Raw genomic sequence first — 22,771 nt, 5'->3', positions numbered from 1 at the left:
CCCCCTTCAAATCCCCTAAGTATACGTTTTGTACACACAATTAACTATATCAAAAAAAAATTCTAGATAATTCAAAAATTATAATTAACGGAAAATATGCGATATTTGTGTGAAATTTTGTATAAATGAAAGGATGACATTTATCCTTATATTCAAAATTTTTTTATTAGGAATATCTAGACATGCTCGGCTAGTCTATAAACATACTTTGGATATAACTTCGCCTCGATTAATGACTGCTCACTTTTATGTAACAAATCTGCTATTCCTACTACCGTAATGTCTTGCCCGTGAAAGCATTTGACCGATTTGTTTGAGCTGTAAAATTGCCACGTCAAACTACTCATCCATTCATTCATATTAGATTTTCTTTTTTCTACAAAAAAATACTTTTGCTTCAATACTTCTGCAAGCTGAAAAAAGCCCTCACTTAGCTCGTAATTTTTCTGTTTAAAATTATAGGTCGGTTCTACTACATAGTTCGTATCATATATGTGTACAACGTCTAATACCTCATCTAACGCGATTTCAACCGAACAAACTTCATCTAGTAAATTTAACCCTTTATATTCCATCTCACTTAATTGCACTTTTTACCTACCTCACTTATTCAATGAAATTGTTTTTATAATCATAACATCCTATTATATCATGCGAATTTTAGCGAACAATTTTCCGTGACAAGCGAAGAAATTTAATATATAAAAGAGAAAATATAGTAAATTAGTATTTCGTTAAACTATTAAGAAAAAATAATAGGAGGAATTCATCATGGAAGCGAAAGTATTACATGGGAAAGATTTAATAGAGAAAAATACTATATTAATGCTTGTATATGGATTAGCCGCCAATTTAGGTGCCATCGCTCAACTCATCCTTGGTCGTCCAATCGGTATTGCTTTATCTTTATTTATTCCTGCACTCATTACTTTAGGGATTTACGTTTTGCAACGAAAAGTTGAAAAAATACGCCCCCTTTTCCCTTTTGTAGTATGTATGGCTGGGACCGTTACAACATACGGAGCAATTGTTACAAATCATGTAACGCTCGCTACAATCGTACTTAGCTTCTTCGTGCTAATTATCAGTACTATACACGGAAAGTATTCTGTACTTGCTGCAGGTTATATCGGTTCCACACTCGGTTTAATTTTCAACTTCACGCTTGATACAAAAGGATTTGCGGTAGACCCGGCCAATGTATTTGTGACACAAGCATTAATGACACTCGCCATCGCGCTTCAAGTACGACAAAGTAAACGTCTATTTCACAATATTGAAGAACTCATGATCGATGCCCATGAAAAAGCTCAGAAAGAAGAAGAGCTCCATACTCACCTGGATGCTGCTGTGCAAACGATGACAGCGAAGTTAGAGCTCATTATTACCGGCACAAATACCGCCTGTATTGCACAGCAAAATATGATGAATGCCGTTCAAGAAGTGAGTATCGGTGCTCATCGTCAAACGGAACATGTCCAAGAAATTGTGCAAAATACACAAGCCACAACAAATGAAATTGAACAAATGGTCAACCAGCTAGAGCAAATTGTGGAGGAAGCAGAAGGGGCGAGTGCCAATGCATCAAATGGTGCAAAAGCAATGGATACTATGAAGCATGAAATGGATGCATTTACAGCATTTTTCAATCAACTGCATGCCACTTTTATTGCGCTTTCAAGTACAATTAACGAAACAAATCACTTTGCTACGGATATCAAAAAAATAACAGAACAAACAAACCTACTTGCACTAAATGCTTCCATTGAAGCAGCTCGTGCTGGTGAACACGGGAAAGGATTTGCCGTTGTAGCAGAAGAAATTCGGAAATTAGCACAAATGACAGCACAAACACTCATTAAAATTGACAACAATTTAAATAATGTAAATAGCTATAATCAAGATGCATTGGAAAAATTGCAAAATGGGCTAGATCAGATTACGATGCAAGTAACCGTCACAGATGAAGTCAATCGTACATTTAGCGAGTTATTTCATTCTATGAAAAAATTACAACTTGATTTAGAGAAGTTCTCTAAAGCGACAACAGAAATTGAAATAAACAGTAAATCGATTCAAATGAGCACAAATGAGTTTGCAGCCATTATTGAAGAAAGCTCACAAGCTGTAGATCAACTAAGCACGATGCTACAAAAAGTGAATGATGAACAGCAAATCATCACTAAAAATATCGAAGAAACTTACCACAATGCTTTAAGTATTACAGGAAGTTAGCAAAAAAGTAGCGATTTGCCTCATGCAAATCGCTACATCTATTTCATAAAAATTTTAACTAAGCAAAGCTTTTGAAACAGCACTATCCTTGTACACGTGTAATTTTTATATCTTTTACAATTTGGTTAATGACCCAGCTCGCAGCAATTAACCCCGCAACAGATGGGACAAATGCATTCGATGAAGGCGGCATTTTTGCTTTACGAATATCCGCATTAGGATTCCCTACTGTTTCCACTACATCTGGGCGAACAACAATCGGTGATTCGTCTGAAAAGACAACCGTTACGCCTTTTTTAATGCCCTCTTTTTTCAGTTTTGTCCGAATAATTTTGGCAAGTGGATCTGTATGTGTTTTGGAAATATCGGCAATTTTAAAACGCGTCGGGTCCATTTTGTTTGCTGCACCCATACTCGAAATCATTGGAATACCGCGCTGTAAACATTCCTTCATAATATGAATTTTGTACATCACTGTGTCTGATGCATCAATAACATAGTCAATCCCTTGTGCAAAGAACTGTTCATATGTTTCCTCTGTATAAAACATATGCATATCAATGACTTCACACTCGGGGTTAATATCAGCAATGCGCTCTTTCATTACAGCTGATTTCGATTTACCGACTGTCGAAAGATAAGCAACGAGCTGACGATTAACATTCGTAATATCAACATTGTCCTTATCTACTAAAATGATTCGGCCAACTCCACTGCGGGCACAAGCCTCTGCCGCAAATGACCCCACACCTCCGACACCTAAAATAGCTACTGTCGTATTTTTTAATTTTTCAAGTCCTTCTTGACCAATCGCTAACTCATTTCGCGAAAATTGATGTAACATGTGGAAACCTCTCACTCCATTTATTTTGAAAGTTATTTGAAAACGCTTTGTTGATAAGTACTATTGTACATACATTGAAACAAAAGTGCTTATCGATCGCCTCAATCTTTATTATTCTACTCGGAATTATACACACTAACGATTCGTCCTGCAACAAAAAATAAAAACCCTTCTACTATTTGTAGAAGAGTGAACAAGTATTTGTATGGACAAACCCTAAATGTGCCGTTCTATATAATATCGTCTTGAACCCACTCTTTAGCAGGGAGGTGTCCTCACTCTTACTTTAAACGTCCCGCTCCAATGGGGCATGTTTGCCACAAGAAAATATCGAACTCCCAATTATCTTATGTTCGGTCAAAACTGATAGGTATTATTTAAAAACGTACACTTTAGGGCTGTTATTGTTATTTTATCATCATTAATCTGAATTTTCAAACTAAAAAATCAAAAAAACTTAAAAATTATTAAACACTTATTTGTTTACATAGTGACACATCTTTGCTCATAAATTAAAAGGACTTGCACAAGGCAAGTCCTTTTGTTTTATCGTTTAACGGCTGTAACACGTAAGTTTAATTCTTCTAGTTGTGCATCTGATACGTTTGACGGAGCAGATGTTAGTAAACAGCTTGCTGTCGCCGTTTTCGGGAATGCAATTGTATCGCGTAAGTTTGTGCGACCTGCTAGTAGCATCACAAATCGGTCAAGACCGAATGCTAAGCCGCCATGTGGAGGCACACCGTATTCAAATGCTTCTAGTAAGAAACCGAATTGCTCGCGTGCTTCTTCCTCTGTAAAGCCTAAAAGCTTGAACATTTTGTTTTGTAGCTCTGGCTCATAAATACGTAAAGAACCACCACCAAGCTCGTAACCGTTTAACACGATATCGTAAGCTTGTGCACGAACTGCTGCTGGGTTTGTATCCATTAGCTCAAGATCTTCATCGAATGGACGCGTGAATGGGTGGTGCGCCGCATAGTAGCGCCCTTCTTCTTCGTCATATTCGAATAATGGCCAATCAACAATCCATAAAAATGCAAATTGAGATTCATCAATTAACTCTAATTCTTTCCCTAATTTTAAACGAAGTGCGCCTAATGCATCCGCCACAATGTTCACTTTATCTGCACCGAATAATAATAAGTCGCCTGCTTCAGCACCCATACGCTCAATTAACTTATCAGCCATTTCACCTTCAAAGAATTTCGCGATTGGGCCGTTTAAGCCTTCGTCTGTTACTTTTAACCAAGCAAGACCTTTTGCTTTATAAATCGCAACAAATTCACCAAGTGCATCGATATCTTTACGCGAGAATTTCTCCGCAGCACCTTTTACGTTGATTGCTTTGACTTCGCCACCTGCTTCAATTGCACCTGTGAATACTTTGAAGCTAGAATCTTTCACGATATCAGAAAGTTGTACTAGCTCTAAGCCGAAACGTACGTCTGGTTTATCTGAACCGAAACGATCCATCGCCTCTTTGTAGCTCATACGTGGGAATGGTGCTGTTACGTCTACACCTTTCACGTCTTTCATAACCGCTTGAATTAAGCGCTCGTTCATCTCAATGATTTCATCCATCGTCATAAACGATGTTTCGATATCGACTTGTGTGAATTCTGGTTGACGATCCGCACGTAAGTCCTCGTCGCGGAAACAACGTGCGATTTGGAAGTATTTCTCGAAACCAGATACCATTAATAATTGCTTAAATAGCTGTGGTGATTGTGGTAACGCATAAAATTCACCATCGTGTACACGAGAAGGTACTAAATAATCACGTGCCCCTTCTGGCGTTGATTTTGTTAAAATTGGTGTTTCTACTTCTAAGAAGCCTTCTTTTTGTAAGAAGTTACGAATTGTTACCGTGACGTCCGAACGCATTTTGAATGTGTCAAACATCACTGGACGACGTAAGTCTAAATAACGATATTTTAAACGTAAGTCTTCTGCTACTTCTACGCGATTTTCAATTGCAAACGGTGGGTTTTTTGCTTCATTAATAATCGTTAAAGAATCTGCAAGAACTTCAATTTCACCTGTTTTAATATTTTTGTTTACTTGTGCATCGTCACGAAGCACGACTTTCCCTGTTACTTCGATAACGTATTCATTACGTACTTTATCTGCTACTTCAAGTGCGTCTTTTGCTTGATCACCGAAAACGACTTGTACGATGCCTGTACGGTCACGCATATCTACGAAAATTAGTCCGCCTAAGTCACGACGTCGCTGTACCCATCCTTTTAATACTACTTCTTGACCATGGTGAGCAGCTGTTACTTCACCACAAGCATGTGTGCGTTGTGCCATTGTTATTCCTCCAAAACTTCTATCTATTTTTGTAAATACGTAACTAATTCATTAAAAGCAACCTTTTCTTGATTACCTGTTGCCATTTCTTTTACATTGACTGCTTGCTCCTCAAGCTCTGAGTCTCCTAGTACGATGACATACTTTGCTCCTTGACGATCGGCTGTCTTCATTTGTGCTTTCATTTTGCGGTCCGCATAGTCCATATCTGCTGAAATACCGTTTGCACGGAATTGGCTCACTAGCTCGATGGCTTTGGCTTTTGCCTCATCTCCCATTACAACGACATACATATCAAGGGCTTCGTTCGTTTCAAGCGTTACACCCTCTGCTTCAAGCGCTAGTAGTAAACGTTCAATGGATAATGCAAAGCCGATGCCCGGTACATCCGGTCCACCGATATCTTCAACTAAACCATTATAACGTCCGCCACCACAAAGTGTTGTAATCGCGCCGAAACCACTTGCTGTAGACATAATTTCAAATGCTGTATGGTTATAGTAGTCTAACCCACGTACTAAATTCGGATCGACTTCATACGGAATCTCTAAAATATCTAAGTAATGTTTTACTTTCGCAAAATATGCAGCCGAATCATCTGTTAAGTAATCCGTTAAAGCAGGAGCTGTTGCCATTAATGGATGCTCACGATCTACTTTACAATCTAAAATACGTAAAGGGTTTTTCTCTAAACGCTTTTGACAGTCTGAACAAAATTCCCCAATAGACGGCTCAAAGTGGTTGATAAGCGCTGTACGGTGTGCGTTACGCGTCTCTTTGTCCCCTAATGAGTTAATGACTAATTTTAAATCTTTTAACCCTACTTTTTTGTAAATGTCCATCGCAAAAGCAATCACTTCTGCATCGATGGCTGGGTCTGCTGAGCCAATTGCTTCCACCCCAAACTGCACGAATTGACGATAACGCCCCGCCTGCTGACGCTCATAGCGGAACATTGGCCCCATATAAGATAGTTTGACTGGTTGATCTGGCTGACCAAACATTTTGTGCTCCACGTAAGAACGAACAGCGGCAGCCGTTCCTTCCGGGCGTAAAGTTAACGAACGTCCCCCACGATCCTCAAATGTGTACATTTCTTTTTGTACAATATCCGTTGTATCGCCAACACCACGTTGGAATAATTCGGTTGACTCAAAAATCGGTGTACGAATTTCTTTGTATCGATACACATGGCAAAGTTCACGTAAAACCTCTTCTACTTTCCGCCACTTTTCCGATTGCCCTGGTAAAATATCTTGTGTTCCACGAGGTACTTTAAAGCTCATGTATGACACTTCCTTTCTCTCCATTGTTAAACGAAAATAAAAAAAGCTTCCGCCCCTTGCGTATTTGCAAGGGACGAAAGCTTGTTACTTCCGCGGTTCCACCCTAGTTGATGCGTATGCATCCACCTCATAATCGGATAACGGCCGATTCCGTTTTTCCCTAGTAAGCAACCCGTTCAGGAAAAAGCCTCCCAAGTGTTATTCGCATCATACATACTGCAGGAAAATTTTCAGCCTAGGATTTTCCCTCTCTTGTCAGTAGTGGTATTTACTACTTGCTTGATCATTAGCATTTCGTTTTAGATTATACATAATCTTAATGTCGAGTACCGTTCTTGTCAACTGTTTTTTAGTAAGACATAGTCCAACAGTACGAAGGTAGTAGGAATATCGTATCTTCTTTTTCAATAATTACATGCCCTAATGACTGCTTATACGCCAAAAAAACTATAGATTTTACTATATCATTGCTTTTAAAATAGATATAATATGATTCGTTAAAGAACTACATATGTGGGATTATTTTCTCATCCTCAAAAAATTATTCTCTCGAGAGGAGACATCTTATGAGAAAAACAGTTCAATTGCTGATTGCGCTTGTACTTATTCTTTCCATATCTATGCCAAAGCTTTCAAATGCTGCAAGCGACGATTTAGTCGTCACTGGAAAAATCCTAAATTTACGTGAAGGTCCAGGGTTATCTTATCCAATTTTAGACGAATTGAAAGAGGGCGATACACTTTCTACGATTGAAAAGTCAGGCGACTGGATCCATGTAAAATCAGGAAATACGGAGGGCTGGGTTGCTAGCTGGTTAACGAAGCCACTTACCCAAAAAGAAAGTGCAGAAACGTCCAAAATCATTGTCGCACAGGTGGATCATTTGAATGTTCGAGCTGAACCATCTCTTTCTGCAGCAGTATTAGCCCAACTCTTTTTAGGGAATGAAGCGAATTACATAAAGTCAGAAAATGATTGGATTCAAATTCAATTTGGCACGGTAACAGGTTGGGTATCTTCTCAGTATATAACAGTAAAAGATAATATTGTAGAAAGTAATGCATCACCTGTGACATCAACTTCAAAAGGAAATGTATTTATAGTTACAGTCGATGCCGTAAATGTACGAAAAAAAGCGGATTTAACATCTAAACGACTTGGCGTAGCCTACAACGGTGAGCAATTTACCGTACTCGACCAAGCAAAAAATTGGGTGCAAATTCAATATGCAGATAAAACAGAAGGTTGGATTTATAGCTTTTACGGGACCTTTTCAACGAATAAAAGCTCTTCATCATCAAATGGACAAACTTCTGATGAAAGTGTAACAATTCTTCATGAAGGTACAAACTTACGTGAAGAAGCTTCCACTTCAGCTGCCATTGTCCATCGTGCAAACGTAGGAGAAACATACCCTATTCTCTCTACAGAGGGCGATTGGTATAAAATTGCGCTGAAAGATGGACAAGCAGCCTTCGTGGCAAACTGGGTTGTCTCGTTAACTAATACCGTTCAACCTGTATCGTCTACAAAAAAAGATAGTAGTGACCGAAAAAAAGGCACATTAAGAGGGCTAACAATCGTCATTGACCCCGGTCACGGTGGAAATGACCACGGAACAACAGGCGTTCGTGGAACAGATGAAAAAGATATTACGTTAAAAACAGCCGAACTTTTAAAATCCAAACTACGAGCTGCAGGCGCGGATGTAGTGCTTACACGTGAATCGGATGTTTATGTCGATTTGCGAAAGCGTGTAGCAATGGGACATCAAGTAGAGGCCGATGCTTTTATTAGTATTCATTATGATGCAACGGAAAATAGCGCTGTTTCAGGTGTAACAACGTATTACATGAATAGCTATCAAAAACAATTAGCTGAATATGTACATGCTGGTCTATCAAAGAAAGTATCGATTCGTGACCGTGGTGTCCAGCCAGGAAATTATTTAGTATTGCGTGAAAATAAGCAAGAAGCCATTTTGATAGAGCTAGGCTTTTTAAGTAACCCAAGTGAAGAACGTAGCATTACAACAGACTACTATCGTGAACAAGCTACACTAGGCATTTATCAAGGCATACTCAACTACTTTGATGCACAATTATAATAAAAAAACAAGAATCCGCTCGCTTTCTAAATGAAAGCGTTGCAGATTCTTTTCTTTGTATAAGCCATGAACTTACTTTTTACATATTTGATAATAACCTTTTCGCAATCATTTGGAACTCTTCTGGTCCAATACCTGGTGCAAATTGTTCAGGTAAATCATCTAAATCTGGCATTTTTCCACCCTCCGGTATACCTTCAACGACGATGAGCGGTGCGTTTGTCGTTGGATGACAACCTTTCCAAATCTTATCAATATCCTTGTAATCTCCCTCATAATTCCATGTAAATAAGACATTACCGTACCCGCGATCCTCATACTTTCGTGCCGCATCAAAAACCCGATTATCGAGATCTGGAATAGGTAGCATCCTTGTCACATCGACCCCTGTTGCCATTTCAAGCGCTCTTGCATAAGCAACAATATGTGTACCACCTCTGACTAATAAATAACCAATCATTTCACGGGCTACAGGATGATCGGTCATTTCATATACTCGCATTTTATGGGTACGTGCCCCGCATTCTAAAAAGAAATTATGCAATAAATCGAGCACTAAATTGCCACTTGAAAATACATTTTCCCCTGTCCACGCCTTGCCCATCGAATCGACTGGGAGTGAGGCTTGCGCTGCTGCAATAAAACTTTGTGTATTGCGCATATTTTTAGCATTTTGTAGTGGCGTTAAATCCGGGGGTGCTGTAAAGGAACTACTTTTATTGAGTAAATTAATCGTTGTTGAAACGAGCTCAACATGCCCAAATTCCTCAGCAGTAATACTTGCGACTAGGTCATAAAAAGGCTTTAATTTTTTCTTTCCACGGAAGTTAAACGATTGATACATGTAATTATTTAATGTAGACATCTCACCAAATTTACCACCTAGTAACTCTTGTACGGCACTTGCAGCATTCGCATCACCATATTCGACATTCGGTAAATCAATCGCTAAACGATTGACACGTTGAAACATAAAAAAACACCTCCGTCTTGTCTCTGTGTAACATATGACAAGCCGAAAGTGCTTATACGTATTAATTTGAAACCCTAGCTAGCGTAATCCAAACAATTTCATCCATTCGAATAAAGAATGGTGTTTTGCAAATTTCGATGACAATATGATCAGGTAATACGGACGTCAGAACGCCCTGCTGAATATTGTTTCCTGTTTGCACGACAATTGGTTGCCTCATTAAACCTTTTAACGTCTCAAATAAGTATGGATTGGATACTTGCATCGATTGATTCCCCCTACCCCTTCAAATATACTCTCACTTTCATTGTATGAAGGGATATAGGAAAAGTTTACTTGGCAGAATCGATGACAATGGTTACTGGTCCATCATTGATCAGTGCAACATCCATCATAGCACCAAAAACACCTGTCTCAACATGTAAACCATATGACCTTAAGGCTTCATTAAACGCATCCCACATCGGCTTTGCTTGTTCGGGACGTGCCGCCTCGATAAAGCTTGGTCGTCTCCCTTTTTTCGTATCCCCATACAATGTGAACTGTGAAACAGATAAAATCGCACCACTCGTTTCTAAAATAGAGTGGTTCATCTTCCCTTCTTCATCTTCCCATAAACGAAGTTCCGCTACTTTTTTTGCACAATAAGCAATATCTTCTGGTGTATCTGTATGTGTAATACCTACTAATAAAACATATCCTTTATCAATTGCACCTGTCACTTCTCCACCTACTGTGACCGATGCTTGTTTTGATCGTTGAATCACAACTTTCATCTTTCGTACCTTCTATCTTTTTTTAATCACTAATATTATTTTTAACTCATAACGAGCAAATCCCGAAAAATATATTACCATTTGAGTAACCGTTGCTTTCCGCTGCGGCACTCGCTTTCCACGGGCGAGATCAAGCCTCCTCGTCGCTCATCCTTCGCTCCTGCGGGGTCTTGATTGTCTCGCTTTTCCCGTAGGAGTCTCGTGCCTCCACTACAAGCAACTATTGTTCAATAAAAAATGAGTTGCTAAAAAATAATGAAATATCCTAATTAATTATAGTAGAAGTTAGGCAACGATATGTGCAAATGGAAAGAAAATGGTCTCTTTTAAAGAAGATAAATGTTTTTCTAGTATATTGAGAAGTATTCACTTTTGCCGTAGCGCGCCATAGCCACAGGAGCCGAAACAGGAGATCCAAACAGGCCGCGCCTGTTTTAGCTCCTGTGTAGGCTGTGGCAAAGCGCGGAGGCTATGATACATACCTTTTATTATTTACCTGGTATTTGATAGGATGCGTTTTTGCTCATTACGAGTTTTAAGCAAATCTAATTAATAACACGTTGGACCGAATAAATGTCTGGTAGTTGTTTAATGCGGTCGACTACTTTATGTAGTCCCGTTATATTCGTAATGGATATCGTTAAGTGAATTGTGGCAATTTTGTCACGGTCCGCGCGACCCGATACGGCTAAAATGTTTGTTTTTGCATCACTTACTGCCATCATGACATCATTTAAAATGCCTGGTCGATCGAATGCAGAAATTTCAATATCTACTGGATATTCTTTGCGCTCTGCTCTACCATTTTCCCATTCCACTTCAATTAAGCGATCGGCATTCTCATCTTCTTGAATATTTGGACAATCTGCTCGGTGCACAGAAACACCGCGACCTTTTGTGATAAAACCAACAATGTCATCCCCAGGAACCGGCGTACAACAGCGTGATAAGCGAATTAATAAATTATCAATGCCTTTCACGACAACCCCTGTTTCCGTCCGTTTTTGCTGGACAGGCTTCGCCATTTCTTTTGCAATCTTTTCAAGCGCTTCCTCATGTTCACGCTCTCTACGCATTTTTTCGGCCAAACGATTCACAATTTGTTGCGCTGTAATACCGCCCACTCCCACGGCAGCATATAAATCATCTTCATGTGTATAATTGAGTTTTTCAATAACCCGTTTAATATTTTCTGTCGTTAATACTTCTTTTAAATCAAACTCTTGGGCTTTAATTTCTTTTTCAACTAAGTCGCGCCCTTTAACGACATTTTCTTCACGTAAATTTTTCTTGAAGAACTGTTTAATTTTATGTTTCGCTTGCGAGCTTTGGGCAATTTTAATCCAATCACGACTTGGACCAAATGATTGTTTAGATGTTAATACCTCAACAATATCCCCTGTTTTAAGCGGTGTATCAAGCGGTACCATTTTGCCGTTTACTTTCGCACCAATTGTCTTGTTCCCAACCTCTGAATGTACACGATACGCAAAATCGATCGGTACGGAACCAGCTGGCAGTTCAACGACGTCACCTTTTGGCGTAAACACATAGACCATATCGGAGAATAAATCAAATTTTAAAGATTCCATGAATTCTTCCGCATTGGATGATTCATTTTGAAACTCTAAAATTTCCCGGAACCATGTTAATTTTTGGTCAATGCTTTCACGTTTGTTTTCAACATTTTTACCTTCTTTATAAGCCCAGTGCGCTGCAATCCCGTACTCCGCAATTTTATGCATTTCCTTTGTACGAATTTGTACTTCTAGCGGATCACCATATGGACCAATGACTGTTGTATGCAATGACTGATACAAGTTTTGCTTCGGCATCGCAATATAATCTTTAAAACGACCAGGCATCGGCTTCCAGAGCGTATGCACAATGCCAATGACAGCGTAGCAATCTTTAATGCTATCAACTAAAATACGGACTGCTAGCAAATCATAAATCTCATTAAACTGCTTTCTTTGCAACGCCATTTTACGATAAATCGAGTAAATATGCTTTGGTCGTCCGTAAATATCTGCATCGATTTCAACATCCGCCAGCTGTGATTTAATCTCATCGATGACATTATCTAAATACGCCTCACGCTCATTGCGCTTTTTTTTCATTAAACTAACAATACGATAATATTGTTGTGGATTTAAATAACGGAGCGCTGTATCTTCAAGCTCCCACTTTACTGTACTAATCCCTAAACGATGCGCAAGTGGTGCGAAAATTTCAAGCGTCTCTTTTGAAATACGACGTTGTTTTTCTGCTGGTAGATGCTTTAACGTCCGCATATTGTGCAGACGGTCTGCCAGTTTAATTAAAATAACGCGTATATCTTGTGCCATGGCCACAAACATTTTTCGATGATTTTCCGCTTGTTGCTCTTCTTTCGACATATATTTAATTTTCCCGAGCTTCGTTACACCATCAACGAGCATCGCGACTTCTTCATTGAATGCACTTACTAAATCTTCACGTGTTACCGCTGTATCCTCTACTACATCATGCAAAAATCCAGCAGCAACCGTTTCCGGATCCATTTGTAAATCCGCTAAAATCCCTGCTACTTGCACAGGATGTATAATATAAGGCTCTCCCGAACTACGGAATTGCTCTTTATGTGCTTCCTTCGCTACTTCATATGCTTTTACAACAAAAGCAACGTGCTCATCATTCATATACGATTTAACGAGCTCGAAAACATCTTCGGGCGCTAAAATTTGTTCTTTCGCCATAATTCGTCCACCTTATTCCGATTTTTTTCTCTATTAAGTATCATAACTTTAATTGTATAAAATAGTCGTACAAATTGTAAAGACATACTAGTGTATACTTCACTGTAATAATAATATATGGAAATTCAGTGAAAATGAAACATTTTTATGGAAGTTAGTTTTTTATTAAAAAAGCAGCCTCAACCTGAAAGAGACTGCTTTTGCGATTAGTATTGGATTAATGTTTTCACTGGGTATTTGCCGATTTTTTCGCGACCTTGTAACTCTAATAATTCAATTAAAAATGCACACCCTACGACTTCTCCGCCTAATTGCTCGATTAAGCGAATCGTTGCTTCTACTGTGCCACCTGTTGCAAGCAAATCATCACAGATTAACACTTTTTGACCTGGCTTTACAGCATCTTTATGCATCGTTAATGTGTCCGTTCCATATTCTAAACCGTAATCAGCCGTAATGACTTCACGTGGCAATTTTCCTGGCTTACGTACTGGAGCAAAGCCAATTTCAAGTGCATAAGCAACAGGACAGCCGATAATGAAACCACGTGCTTCTGGACCAACAATAATTTCTGCACCTACTTCTTTTGCATAAGCAACGATTTGATCGGTTGCATATTTGTAAGCGGGACCGTTATCCATAATCGTTGTAATGTCTTTGAAGCTGATACCTTCCTTTGGCCAGTTATCAACTGTTGTTACATATTGCTTTAAATCCATTATTTTTCCTCCTTGAGGGTTTAGCCCTTCATTCGTTCATTAAACCAATTTTTCAGCTCTGTATATGTAGCATATAAAAGCTTTTGCTCTAATTCTAATTGTGCTGAACGCATTTTATATGACGGTGCCTCTTCTAATGCTTGTTTTGGTGCATTTTCGACAACAGTCGTCAAACCATCCTCTATTTTAACAAATCCCAGCTCAAAAAACACCTTTGTCATAAACTTAATTACATCAATATTTAGTCCAATATGTTGCGATAATTGTTCAATATGCGCTTTTAAGTTAAATGTCGGACGTTTTTTCAAAAATGCATAATACCAGCTAAAGTGCTGACGAGTTGGCATCCCATTGAAATACTGTGAATTCGCTGTATAAAAATGGACATAAATGCGTTTGAATTGCTTTTCTTTCAACATGTTTTCTAGTAATTGTACATTTTCTGGTAAATCAAGAATAACAATATAAGGACCAAGCTGTTGATACGCTGTTTCATTTTCGATTAAGTGAATGGCATGCTGAATTACACTTTGATACTGACTGATTGTCTGCTGTTGGAACGCGACAAAATCAACTTGCTCAACTGGTAACTTCGATAACCAATTGGCCGCTTGACTTTTCCCTCGATAATCATATAATTGCCATTCTTCCGTCTGCACATCCTCGATCATAAATTGCGGCTTTTTGATGCCTTGCCATTCGTTTATTTGCAAATCTCCGACAAACGATACTTGTACATCATAGGAAATTTCATTAAACAAATACCCTTTGCCAAATCCAATAGCATCCACTTTCCCATACGCATCTTCAAGTTCCATTTTTAAATGGTTTTCTTGCGTACCAATACGACGCATTGACGCAACATTCATTTTTTCTAACGCAAATACTGGCTTTGCAAACTCTGTACCAAATGGGCCAAGCTTACGAACTTCTTCAATTGCTTCGATGGACACTTCACTTAAATCAACGGGTACATCAATATAAAGTTTTGGTACAAGCTGCTCTTCTGTTAACACCGCTGTTGCCTGTTGATGAAGACGTGTACGCAATTCATCGACATGCTCAAGTGGCAATGTCATACCCGCCGCCATCGGATGCCCACCAAAATGCGGTAAAATATCACGGTTTTTCGCTAGTTCCTCATATAAATGAAAACCTTCGATACTACGAGCAGAACCTTTTGCTGTTCCTTTTTCTTGATCAAGTGAAAGTACAATCGTCGGCTTATAGTATTTCCCTACAAGCTTGGATGCAACAATTCCTACAACACCGGCGTTCCATCCCTCTTTTGCGACGACTAACACAAGGCTATTCTTAATGGCTTCATCAGATTCAATCATCGCCATAGCCTCTTCTGTAATCGTACTCACGATTTCTTTTCGCTCGTCATTTTTCTGATTGAGCAATTTCACTAATGTGTCTGCTTGTTGTTTTGTTTCACTCATTAAAAAATGAACCCCAGGCATTGCATCCCCTAAGCGACCGATCGCATTGAGACGTGGTCCAAAATAAAAGCCAATCGACTCCTCATTGATTTCTTTTTGCTTTACACCGGAAGCCTCACAAATGGCTTTTACCCACGGACTTTGTGAAGTATGTAGTGCTTCAATGCCGCGCTTGACGAAATAACGATTTTCACCTTTTAACGGTACTAAGTCGGCGATCGTCCCAATGGCAACCAATTCAAATAAATGCTCCGGTACTTCACCATATAAAGCATGAGCGAGCTTAAACGCAACCCCTACACCAGCAAGCTCCCCAAATGGATAATGCCCTTCAGGTACACGAGGATGCAAAATGACGTCTGCTGGTGGTAACACCTCGCCTGCCTCATGATGGTCCGTCACAATCACATCCATTCCAAGCTCCTTCGCTACACGAATCGGCTCAATCCCGCTAATCCCATTATCGACTGTAATAATTAACTTTACGCCATTTTCATACGCCTGGCGGAATAATTCTTCATGTGGACCATACCCGTGTGTGAAACGATTCGGAATCATAAAATCGACATCTGCGCCTAAATCCAATAATACATTAAGCATAACCGTCGTACTGGTTATGCCATCGGAATCATAGTCACCATATACTACTATTTTTTCGCCTTCTTCAAGCGCTTGATCGATACGTGCTACTGCCTGTTCCATCCCATGCATGGAAAATGGGTCGTGAAAATGACGCTCATCGGTTTGGAGCAGTGAGACTGCTTGCTCCTCTGATGTACAACCACGTGCTACTAAAATTTTTGCTGCAATTGCTGAAATCCCTAGATCTTTTTGTAATTGTTGCACTACATGTGCGTCCGGGCGTTGCACAATCCATTTTTTTGCTGATTCTATCATTCTTTCACTTCCTTTATGATGTCCATTATAGCGGTTTTTTATTTTAAATAGGGGAAATATGAATAGATTGTTATTAGAAAAACATCCCTCACCTTAAAATTGTTGTAGATGGATTTAGTGCTTTTTAAAATATGTATACACGCTTTTTAAGCATAAAAAAGCGATAAAATCCTATAAACTAGATTTTACCGCACCGTATAATCTTTTATCTATATCCATTTTTATGTTCCAGCCATAACGATTGACTGTAAAAATCAACCTCCATATTGCAAGCTTATCGCCTCATTTGCTTGCAATATGGCTAAAAATAAATGTATTTTAACGGTTCTGAGGATTTTGACTGGATACGGCAAGATTTTACTCTCACTGGGTAGTTTTGACCAGATGCAGTGACTTTTTGCTCGGATACCATAGTTTTTTGACTGTTCAATGTCGACAGTTTGAAAATGATTTATATATCTACACGACTTCACTTTAAAAACGGGTTGTGATACTCACGGTCCAATTGCTCTTGCATCTTTGTCATTTGTAATTTTAAGCTAATATACTCGGCATTTTTTTCTGTTAATTTGCGATCCATTGTGTGTAGCTCATTTTTTAACTCATTCAATTTATACCGCATAGCGAATAGACGCACAGCTGAAAAACAAGCTGAGATCAATATTCCTATACAAGCTGAACCGACTATAACAAAAAATAATGGCCACTCCGCTTTCCCAAATACATAATTCACAGATACTTTTTCTATGTTAACGTAAGCAAATGCAGCAATCATAAGAGCAAAAAGAAGTCCCGCCAATATTGTCCATTGTACCTTCATAAAAATGTTCCCCTTCTCCATCTATATGCATGCCTATTTACTCAATATGTAATGTCAAAAAGAAAAAAGTGTGCCAAGAAAAAACTTGACACACTTTACTACTTGCTTTATACAACTGGCTCGTCTGAACCCCATTGTTTTTTCTCTTTTTTCACAACTGCTGTACCCTTTTTACCCATCTCACGTGACTTCAACGTATACCAAATTTGAGCAGCGATACAGATAGATGAATACATACCTGTTACTAAACCGATTAATAAGGCAATCGAGAAGTTTTGAATAGAAGGAGCACCTAATGCAATTAACGCAATTACAACGATAATAACCGTTAATACGGTATTCACAGAACGCCCCATTGTTTGACGAAGTGATTTATTAACGATTAACGCTAAATCCTCTTTCGTCGTAATTTTTTCTGAACGCTCGATATTTTCACGAATACGGTCAAATGTTACGATTGTGTCATTAATAGAGTAACCAACAATTGTTAATACAGCGGCGATAAATGTAATGTCTACTTCTAAACGTAAGAAACTGAAAACTGCGACAATGAAGAAGACGTCATGTAGTAATGATACAATAGCGCCTAGACCCATACGCCATTCAAAGCGAACTGCTACATAGATAATGATACCAAGTGCAGCAATCAATAATGCCTTAATTGCATTTTTCACAAGTTCCTTCCCAACTGTTGATGATACGGCGCTGACATTCGGCTCAAGACCATAATCTTCTAGCACTTGTGCTTTAAAATCTAAAATTTCTTTTTGTGTAAATTCTGTTTTATAACGTGCTGCAGCCACATTTTGTTCCTCACCTGAAATGACTACATCTTCAGTCGGATGACCGATTGAATCTAAATAAGTAATCATCTCTTCTTTTGTGACAGCTTGGTTTGTTTCAATATCGACCCGAGTACCACTTGAGAAATCAATCCCTAGATTTAAACGATATATCCCAATAATAACCGAACCAACTAATAAAATAATCAACGAGAATGCGTAGAATTTTTTACGGTTCTTCACAAAATCAAGACGATCAAATTTTGTCGTTAAATCCAGTGTACTAATATTTTCTTCCGGCTTATGTTGCTTTGATTTCGAAATACCAAACCAAGCAGGGCTATTGAAGTAACCGCTATTTACGAGCAAGCCTAGTAAAATACGAGAACCCCATACCGCTGTAATGAATGATAATAAAATCGAAATAATTAACGTCGTTGCAAAACCTTTAACCGAGCTTGTACCGAATGAAAATAATACAACAGCGGCAAGTAATGTTGTTAACTGTGCATCAACAATTGCAGATAGTGACTGCTTCGAACCAAGTTGGAACGCCTCTTTCACTGTACGACCAACACGCAATTCTTCGCGAATCCGTTCAGCTGTTAAAATGTTGGCATCTACAGCCATCCCAATACCAAGTACGATGGCGGCAATCCCTGGTAAGGTTAATACAGCATTAATCCCATTAAATACAACTAATACTAAATACGTAAAGACTGCTAATGTAATAATCGAAATGAAACCTGGTAATCGGTAGTACAATAACATAAATACAAAAATTGCCACAACACCGACAATCCCTGCAAATACTGTATCATTCAGTGCATCTTTACCGAACTGTGCACCAACGGATGTTGAGTATTTCTCTGTTAATTTAACAGGTAATGAACCTGAGTTTAAAATACTTTCTAATGTTTTCGTTTCTTCTACAGTAAAGTTTCCTGAAATTTGAACATCTGTTGAATCAATGACTTGTGAAACCGTAGCCGCTGATGCATACTTCGGCTTCTCACCTTGAGACATTTTTGCCACTTCAGCCGCGTATGAATCCACACCTTCTTCAAAGTCTAACCATACAACTAATAAATTTTCGCCAGCAGGACGTGAAGCAAGCTCACGTGTTACAGCAGCAAATTTATTTGCATCTTTTAATTTTAATGTTACGATTGGTTGGTTTTGCTGGTCAAATGCCGAAGCAGCACCACCCTCTTTTAAATCTGTCCCATCAAGTAATACGTTATCGTTCACATCACGAAACGTTAACTCCGCCGTACTTGATAATAGCTCACGGGCGGATGACTGGTCATCTAAGCCGGCAAGTTGTACACGGATACGGTCTTCTCCCTCTACTTGAATGCTTGGCTCACTAACACCAAATCGATTAATACGATCATTTAAAGCGGTTGTCGTATCAGTCAATACTTTTTGCGTAACGTCTTGGCCATCTACAAGGGATTCGACTTGATACAGTACTTCAAAGCCGCCTTGTAAATCTAGGCCTAGTTTTACGTCTTTTAAAATGCCTTGTACCGTTGTACCCATACCTGCGAATAGTAGCCCTACTACAAGTATAAAGGTCAGGATACGGTTTGCTAATTTCATCTGTAAATCCTCCTCAAAATGCATGCTGACGCACACGAGAAAGAGCGCAAAATGATTTGCGCTCTTCCTTTTACTTATGTAGCAAATATTACTGCTAAGCTATACTTTTCCCTTCACCTTACTATTCTAGAAATACGAATAGCAATGTTGATTAACAGAGAAGTTTGTAAAAGAAACGTGCAATAAGCTTATTATGAAATAGGTCGCGTTCGCTGTCAAATGAACATTCCATAAATAAGCATTTTTTTACTAAAATGTTATTCTTTTTTCTTAGGTCCTAGTAATGCTTCCAGTTCTTCTGCATTTAAGTCAATGATTCCATCATTGAACTGTAGTTCTTTGATTTGTACATGATTTAACAGTTCTGATGGGGTGATTGAAAAAATCGTTGATACTACTACATGTAACGGAAGTTCCTCTACTACTTTTTTGCGCCATTTCTTTTCAACACAATATTGCCATAACTGTTCCATTGTAATGGCATCATATTCATAAAGTTCAAACTCTTCCAGTTTGCTTTGTAAAACTAATTGCATTTTACGATAAAGCGACTCATAAGGAACTGCCACGACAATCCACCCCTAATCGTTAGTTTTAATGGTCGGTGTATTCGCATACCAATATTGTATATGAAACATAAAAAAAAGAGAAGGGATTGCACTGCTCATGGCTTCTTTTGTTAAAGGCACGCTTCTGTTGACCGTCGTTATTTTTTTATCTAAACTATTTGGTTTTGTTTATCGCATGCAGTTCATGCGTATTGCGGGAGAAGAAGTTGTAGGTATTTATATGACGGCCTACCCTGCTTTTATTTTCTTTATCTCTTTAGTGCAACTCGGCTTACCAATTGCTTTAACAAAAGTGGTAGCAGAACTGTATGCAAAGGGGAAAATTACCGATACAAAAAGCGTTTTAAAAACGTGCCTACGTATTTCTACCGTTTCCATTTTAGTTTTATTACCGGCTCTTTGGTTTATTACGCCAACGATTGCAGAAACTTTATTACAAAGTGAGGGGACACGCTATCCACTAATAGTCGCGATTTATACCGTACCAATCGTGGTGTATGCAGGAATTATTAAAGCTTATTTGCTCGGGTTAGGGAAAACGACGCCTACTGCCTGGTCTTCCCTAATAGAGCAAACGATCCGCATTGCTGCTGTTTCCTTTGCTCTGCCGTACTTATTAACCGATTCCAGTACGACAAATGCGGCATTTGCCATGGGAATGACTGCGCTCGGTGAATGTGCCGCACTCATTTACTTACTGATTCACTATCATTTCGTGAAAATACGGACAGACAAAAAAGTAGGTACTTACCGCAGTGGACCACTGTTCCGTATTGCATTACCTTCAGCAGGCAGCAAACTATTCGGTACATTTACGTGGTTTTTAGAGCCTATTATATTTTTAAAAGCACTCACGATTTCAGGTTTAACGGCAACAGCGGCGACTACTTTATACGGGGTGATTTCAGGGGTACATATCCCACTCCTACTCTTCCCAGCATTCATACCGGCAGCACTCGCGATTATTCTCATTCCTGCGATTAGTAATGCCGCAGCTGTTCAAAACGTTCGATTACTCAATCAACGAATTACAATTTCATTGCGCCTTTGCTCACTAATAGGTTGCTATGCTGCGACATTTTTCTTGTTATACGGGGACTTTCTTGCAGTAGAACTATTTCACTTAAAAGATGAAACAAACTACATGAAAATACTGGCACCTATTTTTTATTTTTATTACATTCAAAGTCCGCTCCTGTCCATTTTACAGGCGTTGGACCAAGCCCGTGTGGCGATGATGAATTCGATTTATGGTGGGATTGGGAAGCTTTTATTAATGCTTGTGTTGGCGGCACAGCCAATGTTACAACAGTACGGTGCTATTATTGCGATCGGGTTTGGTGTTTTACTTACTTCGTTTTTACATATTGCATCCGTTCGTAACAACCCAAAAATCGAAGTGGGCTTCCGTTTATTTGCTGCATCCTATGGTTGCTTTGTCGTCACATGTATTGTGCAATCAATGATTTCTTACAATTCCATGATTACAAGTATCGCGACAACATTTGCTGTATTAACCACTTTACTTGTCTTGACAAAACAAATTAATCTATCCGATTTCCGTTACGTCCGTTTACTTTTTTCGCGCCTTTAATTGATAATGAATCTTCCCACCTTCATAACAACAATAAAACACATCATCCGTAGTATGAACACCTTCGTCGCGTAACTGATCTTCTAACCATTTGCGATCTTTCCCGATAAATTTCAAATGTTTATCATCCACGTAACCATCTATGACGATTGGCAGGATGAACGGTTCATCCCCTTTTTTAAAAACTGATAGTTTACCAGACGGTTCTAAAAAAGCATAAGCAATACTTTGTACAGATGAAATACCTTGTTCACGTAACTGTTGAAATAAATCATCTAAATTATAGCGCTGTTTACGCATTTCAGCTTCTACAATTACACCGTCACGAATAATAATGGTCGGATCACCATCAATCGTATCACGCATTTTCTTATTTTTTAAAATAAAAAGGGCATTTAAATACTGGATGATAAATAGTAAAACAATCGGTACAACAGCTAACACTAATGACCGATCTAAATTATCGATTGCTAATGACGCTACTTCGGCAATGAGTACGTATACAGCAAAATCAAGCAAGCTTAGTTCTCCTACTTCTCGTTTTCCCATCAAGCGAAAAACAAGGAGGACGATAATATATAAAACGATCGTACGAAAAGCAATGATCCAAAACTCAGCCATTTCCCACACCCCTTTTTCATTTCAGTGTGGGCGAACAAGTTAGGCATTATACAGAAAAAAGGAAGGGGATGTCCAGAAAGCTTTTACTTTCCAGACATCCCCTTGGCAATATCCATTACGAAATATTGCTCCTGGGATGGTCGCATCAACATGCCACCACCCTCCTTTTTATTATTCTACAACTCTGCCGATTGCTTGGCGTTCAAATTTTACAGTTGTATTATTAGCAATTTTTAAATAAATCGCTGTATCTTCAATTGCATCAATTTCGCCATGTAAGCCACCAATTGTAATGACTTTGTCACCTTTTTTTAGATCGTTTTGCATCGCAACTGTTGCTTTTTGTCGCTTTTGTGCTGGACGGATTAAAATAAACCACATCGCAACAAACATCAAAGCAATCATAATCAATTGTCCATATGCTGCATCCATTTTATATAGAC

18 protein-coding genes, 1 other RNA gene and 1 other annotated feature are annotated in these 22,771 nt (G+C 38.7%); of the genes, 3 read left to right on the top strand and 16 right to left on the bottom strand.

From position 1 onward, the window contains the following. Positions 1-176 precede the first annotated feature (176 nt). Complete coding sequence (locus AC3II9_RS12850; RefSeq protein ID WP_489156009.1) at positions 177-590, bottom strand: aminopeptidase; 414 nt, start codon at positions 588-590, stop codon at positions 177-179. 181 nt (positions 591-771) lie between these two features. Here AC3II9_RS12850 and AC3II9_RS12845 point away from each other — a divergent pair, with 181 nt between their 5' ends. Continuing rightward, positions 772-2,235, top strand: coding sequence for a methyl-accepting chemotaxis protein (locus tag AC3II9_RS12845; RefSeq protein ID WP_489156007.1), 1,464 nt, complete (start codon positions 772-774; stop codon positions 2,233-2,235). 82 nt (positions 2,236-2,317) lie between these two features. Here AC3II9_RS12845 and AC3II9_RS12840 read toward each other — a convergent pair whose 3' ends face one another. From AC3II9_RS12840 to hisS, 4 genes are all read right to left on the bottom strand, one after another. After that, positions 2,318-3,079: a tRNA threonylcarbamoyladenosine dehydratase gene (locus AC3II9_RS12840; RefSeq protein ID WP_489156005.1), complete on the bottom strand. Its 762-nt coding sequence runs from the start codon at positions 3,077-3,079 to the stop codon at positions 2,318-2,320. Positions 3,080-3,288: 209 nt separating this feature from the next. Next, positions 3,289-3,481, bottom strand: a non-coding RNA gene (gene ssrS / locus AC3II9_RS12835) — 6S RNA. 144 nt (positions 3,482-3,625) lie between these two features. Beyond that, positions 3,626-5,395 (bottom strand): aspartate--tRNA ligase, encoded by a 1,770-nt coding sequence (aspS, locus tag AC3II9_RS12830; RefSeq protein ID WP_489156003.1) that lies wholly within the window; start codon positions 5,393-5,395, stop codon positions 3,626-3,628. Between the two features lie 23 nt (positions 5,396-5,418). After that, positions 5,419-6,681 (bottom strand): histidine--tRNA ligase, encoded by a 1,263-nt coding sequence (gene hisS, locus AC3II9_RS12825; protein WP_489156001.1) that lies wholly within the window; start codon positions 6,679-6,681, stop codon positions 5,419-5,421. Between the two features lie 66 nt (positions 6,682-6,747). Beyond that, positions 6,748-6,977, bottom strand: a binding site (T-box leader). Positions 6,978-7,247: 270 nt separating this feature from the next. Between hisS and AC3II9_RS12820 the strand changes: the two genes are divergently transcribed. Continuing rightward, on the top strand, positions 7,248-8,789 hold the full coding sequence (locus AC3II9_RS12820) for an N-acetylmuramoyl-L-alanine amidase family protein (protein WP_489156000.1): 1,542 nt from the start codon (positions 7,248-7,250) through the stop codon (positions 8,787-8,789). A 79-nt stretch (positions 8,790-8,868) separates the two neighbouring features. On the opposite strand, the gene AC3II9_RS12815 is transcribed toward AC3II9_RS12820, so the two are convergent. The 9 genes from AC3II9_RS12815 to AC3II9_RS12775 form a co-directional block, all read right to left on the bottom strand. Further along, positions 8,869-9,762: a manganese catalase family protein gene (locus tag AC3II9_RS12815; RefSeq protein WP_489155998.1), complete on the bottom strand. Its 894-nt coding sequence runs from the start codon at positions 9,760-9,762 to the stop codon at positions 8,869-8,871. Positions 9,763-9,823: 61 nt separating this feature from the next. Beyond that, the gene (locus AC3II9_RS12810) at positions 9,824-10,027 is read right to left on the bottom strand and encodes a DUF2642 domain-containing protein (RefSeq protein WP_391375894.1); all 204 of its coding nucleotides are present in this window, start codon (positions 10,025-10,027) and stop codon (positions 9,824-9,826) included. 67 nt (positions 10,028-10,094) lie between these two features. Further along, complete coding sequence (gene dtd, locus AC3II9_RS12805; RefSeq protein WP_489155996.1) at positions 10,095-10,538, bottom strand: D-aminoacyl-tRNA deacylase; 444 nt, start codon at positions 10,536-10,538, stop codon at positions 10,095-10,097. Positions 10,539-11,083: 545 nt separating this feature from the next. Continuing rightward, entirely contained in the window at positions 11,084-13,276 is a 2,193-nt protein-coding gene (locus tag AC3II9_RS12800) for a RelA/SpoT family protein (RefSeq protein WP_391375888.1), read from the bottom strand. A gap of 206 nt (positions 13,277-13,482) precedes the next feature. Then, on the bottom strand, positions 13,483-13,995 hold the full coding sequence (locus AC3II9_RS12795; RefSeq protein ID WP_391375885.1) for an adenine phosphoribosyltransferase: 513 nt from the start codon (positions 13,993-13,995) through the stop codon (positions 13,483-13,485). Positions 13,996-14,015: 20 nt separating this feature from the next. After that, a complete protein-coding gene (gene recJ / locus AC3II9_RS12790; RefSeq protein WP_489155994.1) occupies positions 14,016-16,337 on the bottom strand; it encodes a single-stranded-DNA-specific exonuclease RecJ in 2,322 nt (773 codons plus the stop codon). Positions 16,338-16,806: 469 nt separating this feature from the next. Further along, positions 16,807-17,157, bottom strand: a complete 351-nt coding sequence (locus AC3II9_RS12785; RefSeq protein ID WP_489155993.1) for a LapA family protein — start codon at positions 17,155-17,157, stop codon at positions 16,807-16,809. Positions 17,158-17,264: 107 nt separating this feature from the next. Beyond that, positions 17,265-19,544, bottom strand: a complete 2,280-nt coding sequence (gene secDF / locus AC3II9_RS12780; protein ID WP_489155992.1) for a protein translocase subunit SecDF — start codon at positions 19,542-19,544, stop codon at positions 17,265-17,267. A 257-nt stretch (positions 19,545-19,801) separates the two neighbouring features. Then, positions 19,802-20,113, bottom strand: coding sequence for a post-transcriptional regulator (locus tag AC3II9_RS12775; protein ID WP_391375875.1), 312 nt, complete (start codon positions 20,111-20,113; stop codon positions 19,802-19,804). A gap of 97 nt (positions 20,114-20,210) precedes the next feature. Here AC3II9_RS12775 and AC3II9_RS12770 point away from each other — a divergent pair, with 97 nt between their 5' ends. Further along, positions 20,211-21,707 carry a putative polysaccharide biosynthesis protein gene (locus tag AC3II9_RS12770; RefSeq protein WP_489155990.1) on the top strand — a complete coding sequence of 499 codons (1,497 nt, stop codon included), beginning with the start codon at positions 20,211-20,213 and terminating at the stop codon, positions 21,705-21,707. Here the strand turns inward: AC3II9_RS12770 and AC3II9_RS12765 are convergent. Both AC3II9_RS12765 and yajC read right to left on the bottom strand, forming a co-directional pair. Beyond that, on the bottom strand, positions 21,687-22,328 hold the full coding sequence (locus AC3II9_RS12765; protein WP_489155988.1) for a DUF421 domain-containing protein: 642 nt from the start codon (positions 22,326-22,328) through the stop codon (positions 21,687-21,689). The genes AC3II9_RS12770 and AC3II9_RS12765 overlap by 21 nt on opposite strands. A 171-nt stretch (positions 22,329-22,499) precedes the next feature. Then, positions 22,500-22,760 carry a preprotein translocase subunit YajC gene (yajC, locus tag AC3II9_RS12760; protein ID WP_391375866.1) on the bottom strand — a complete coding sequence of 87 codons (261 nt, stop codon included), beginning with the start codon at positions 22,758-22,760 and terminating at the stop codon, positions 22,500-22,502. Between the last annotated feature and the right edge of the window lie 11 nt (positions 22,761-22,771).

The organism is Lysinibacillus sp. RU7, assembly GCF_057837305.1.
The sequence above is the reverse complement of the archived record's forward strand: the minus strand, read 5'-3'. Positions and strand labels throughout refer to the sequence as shown.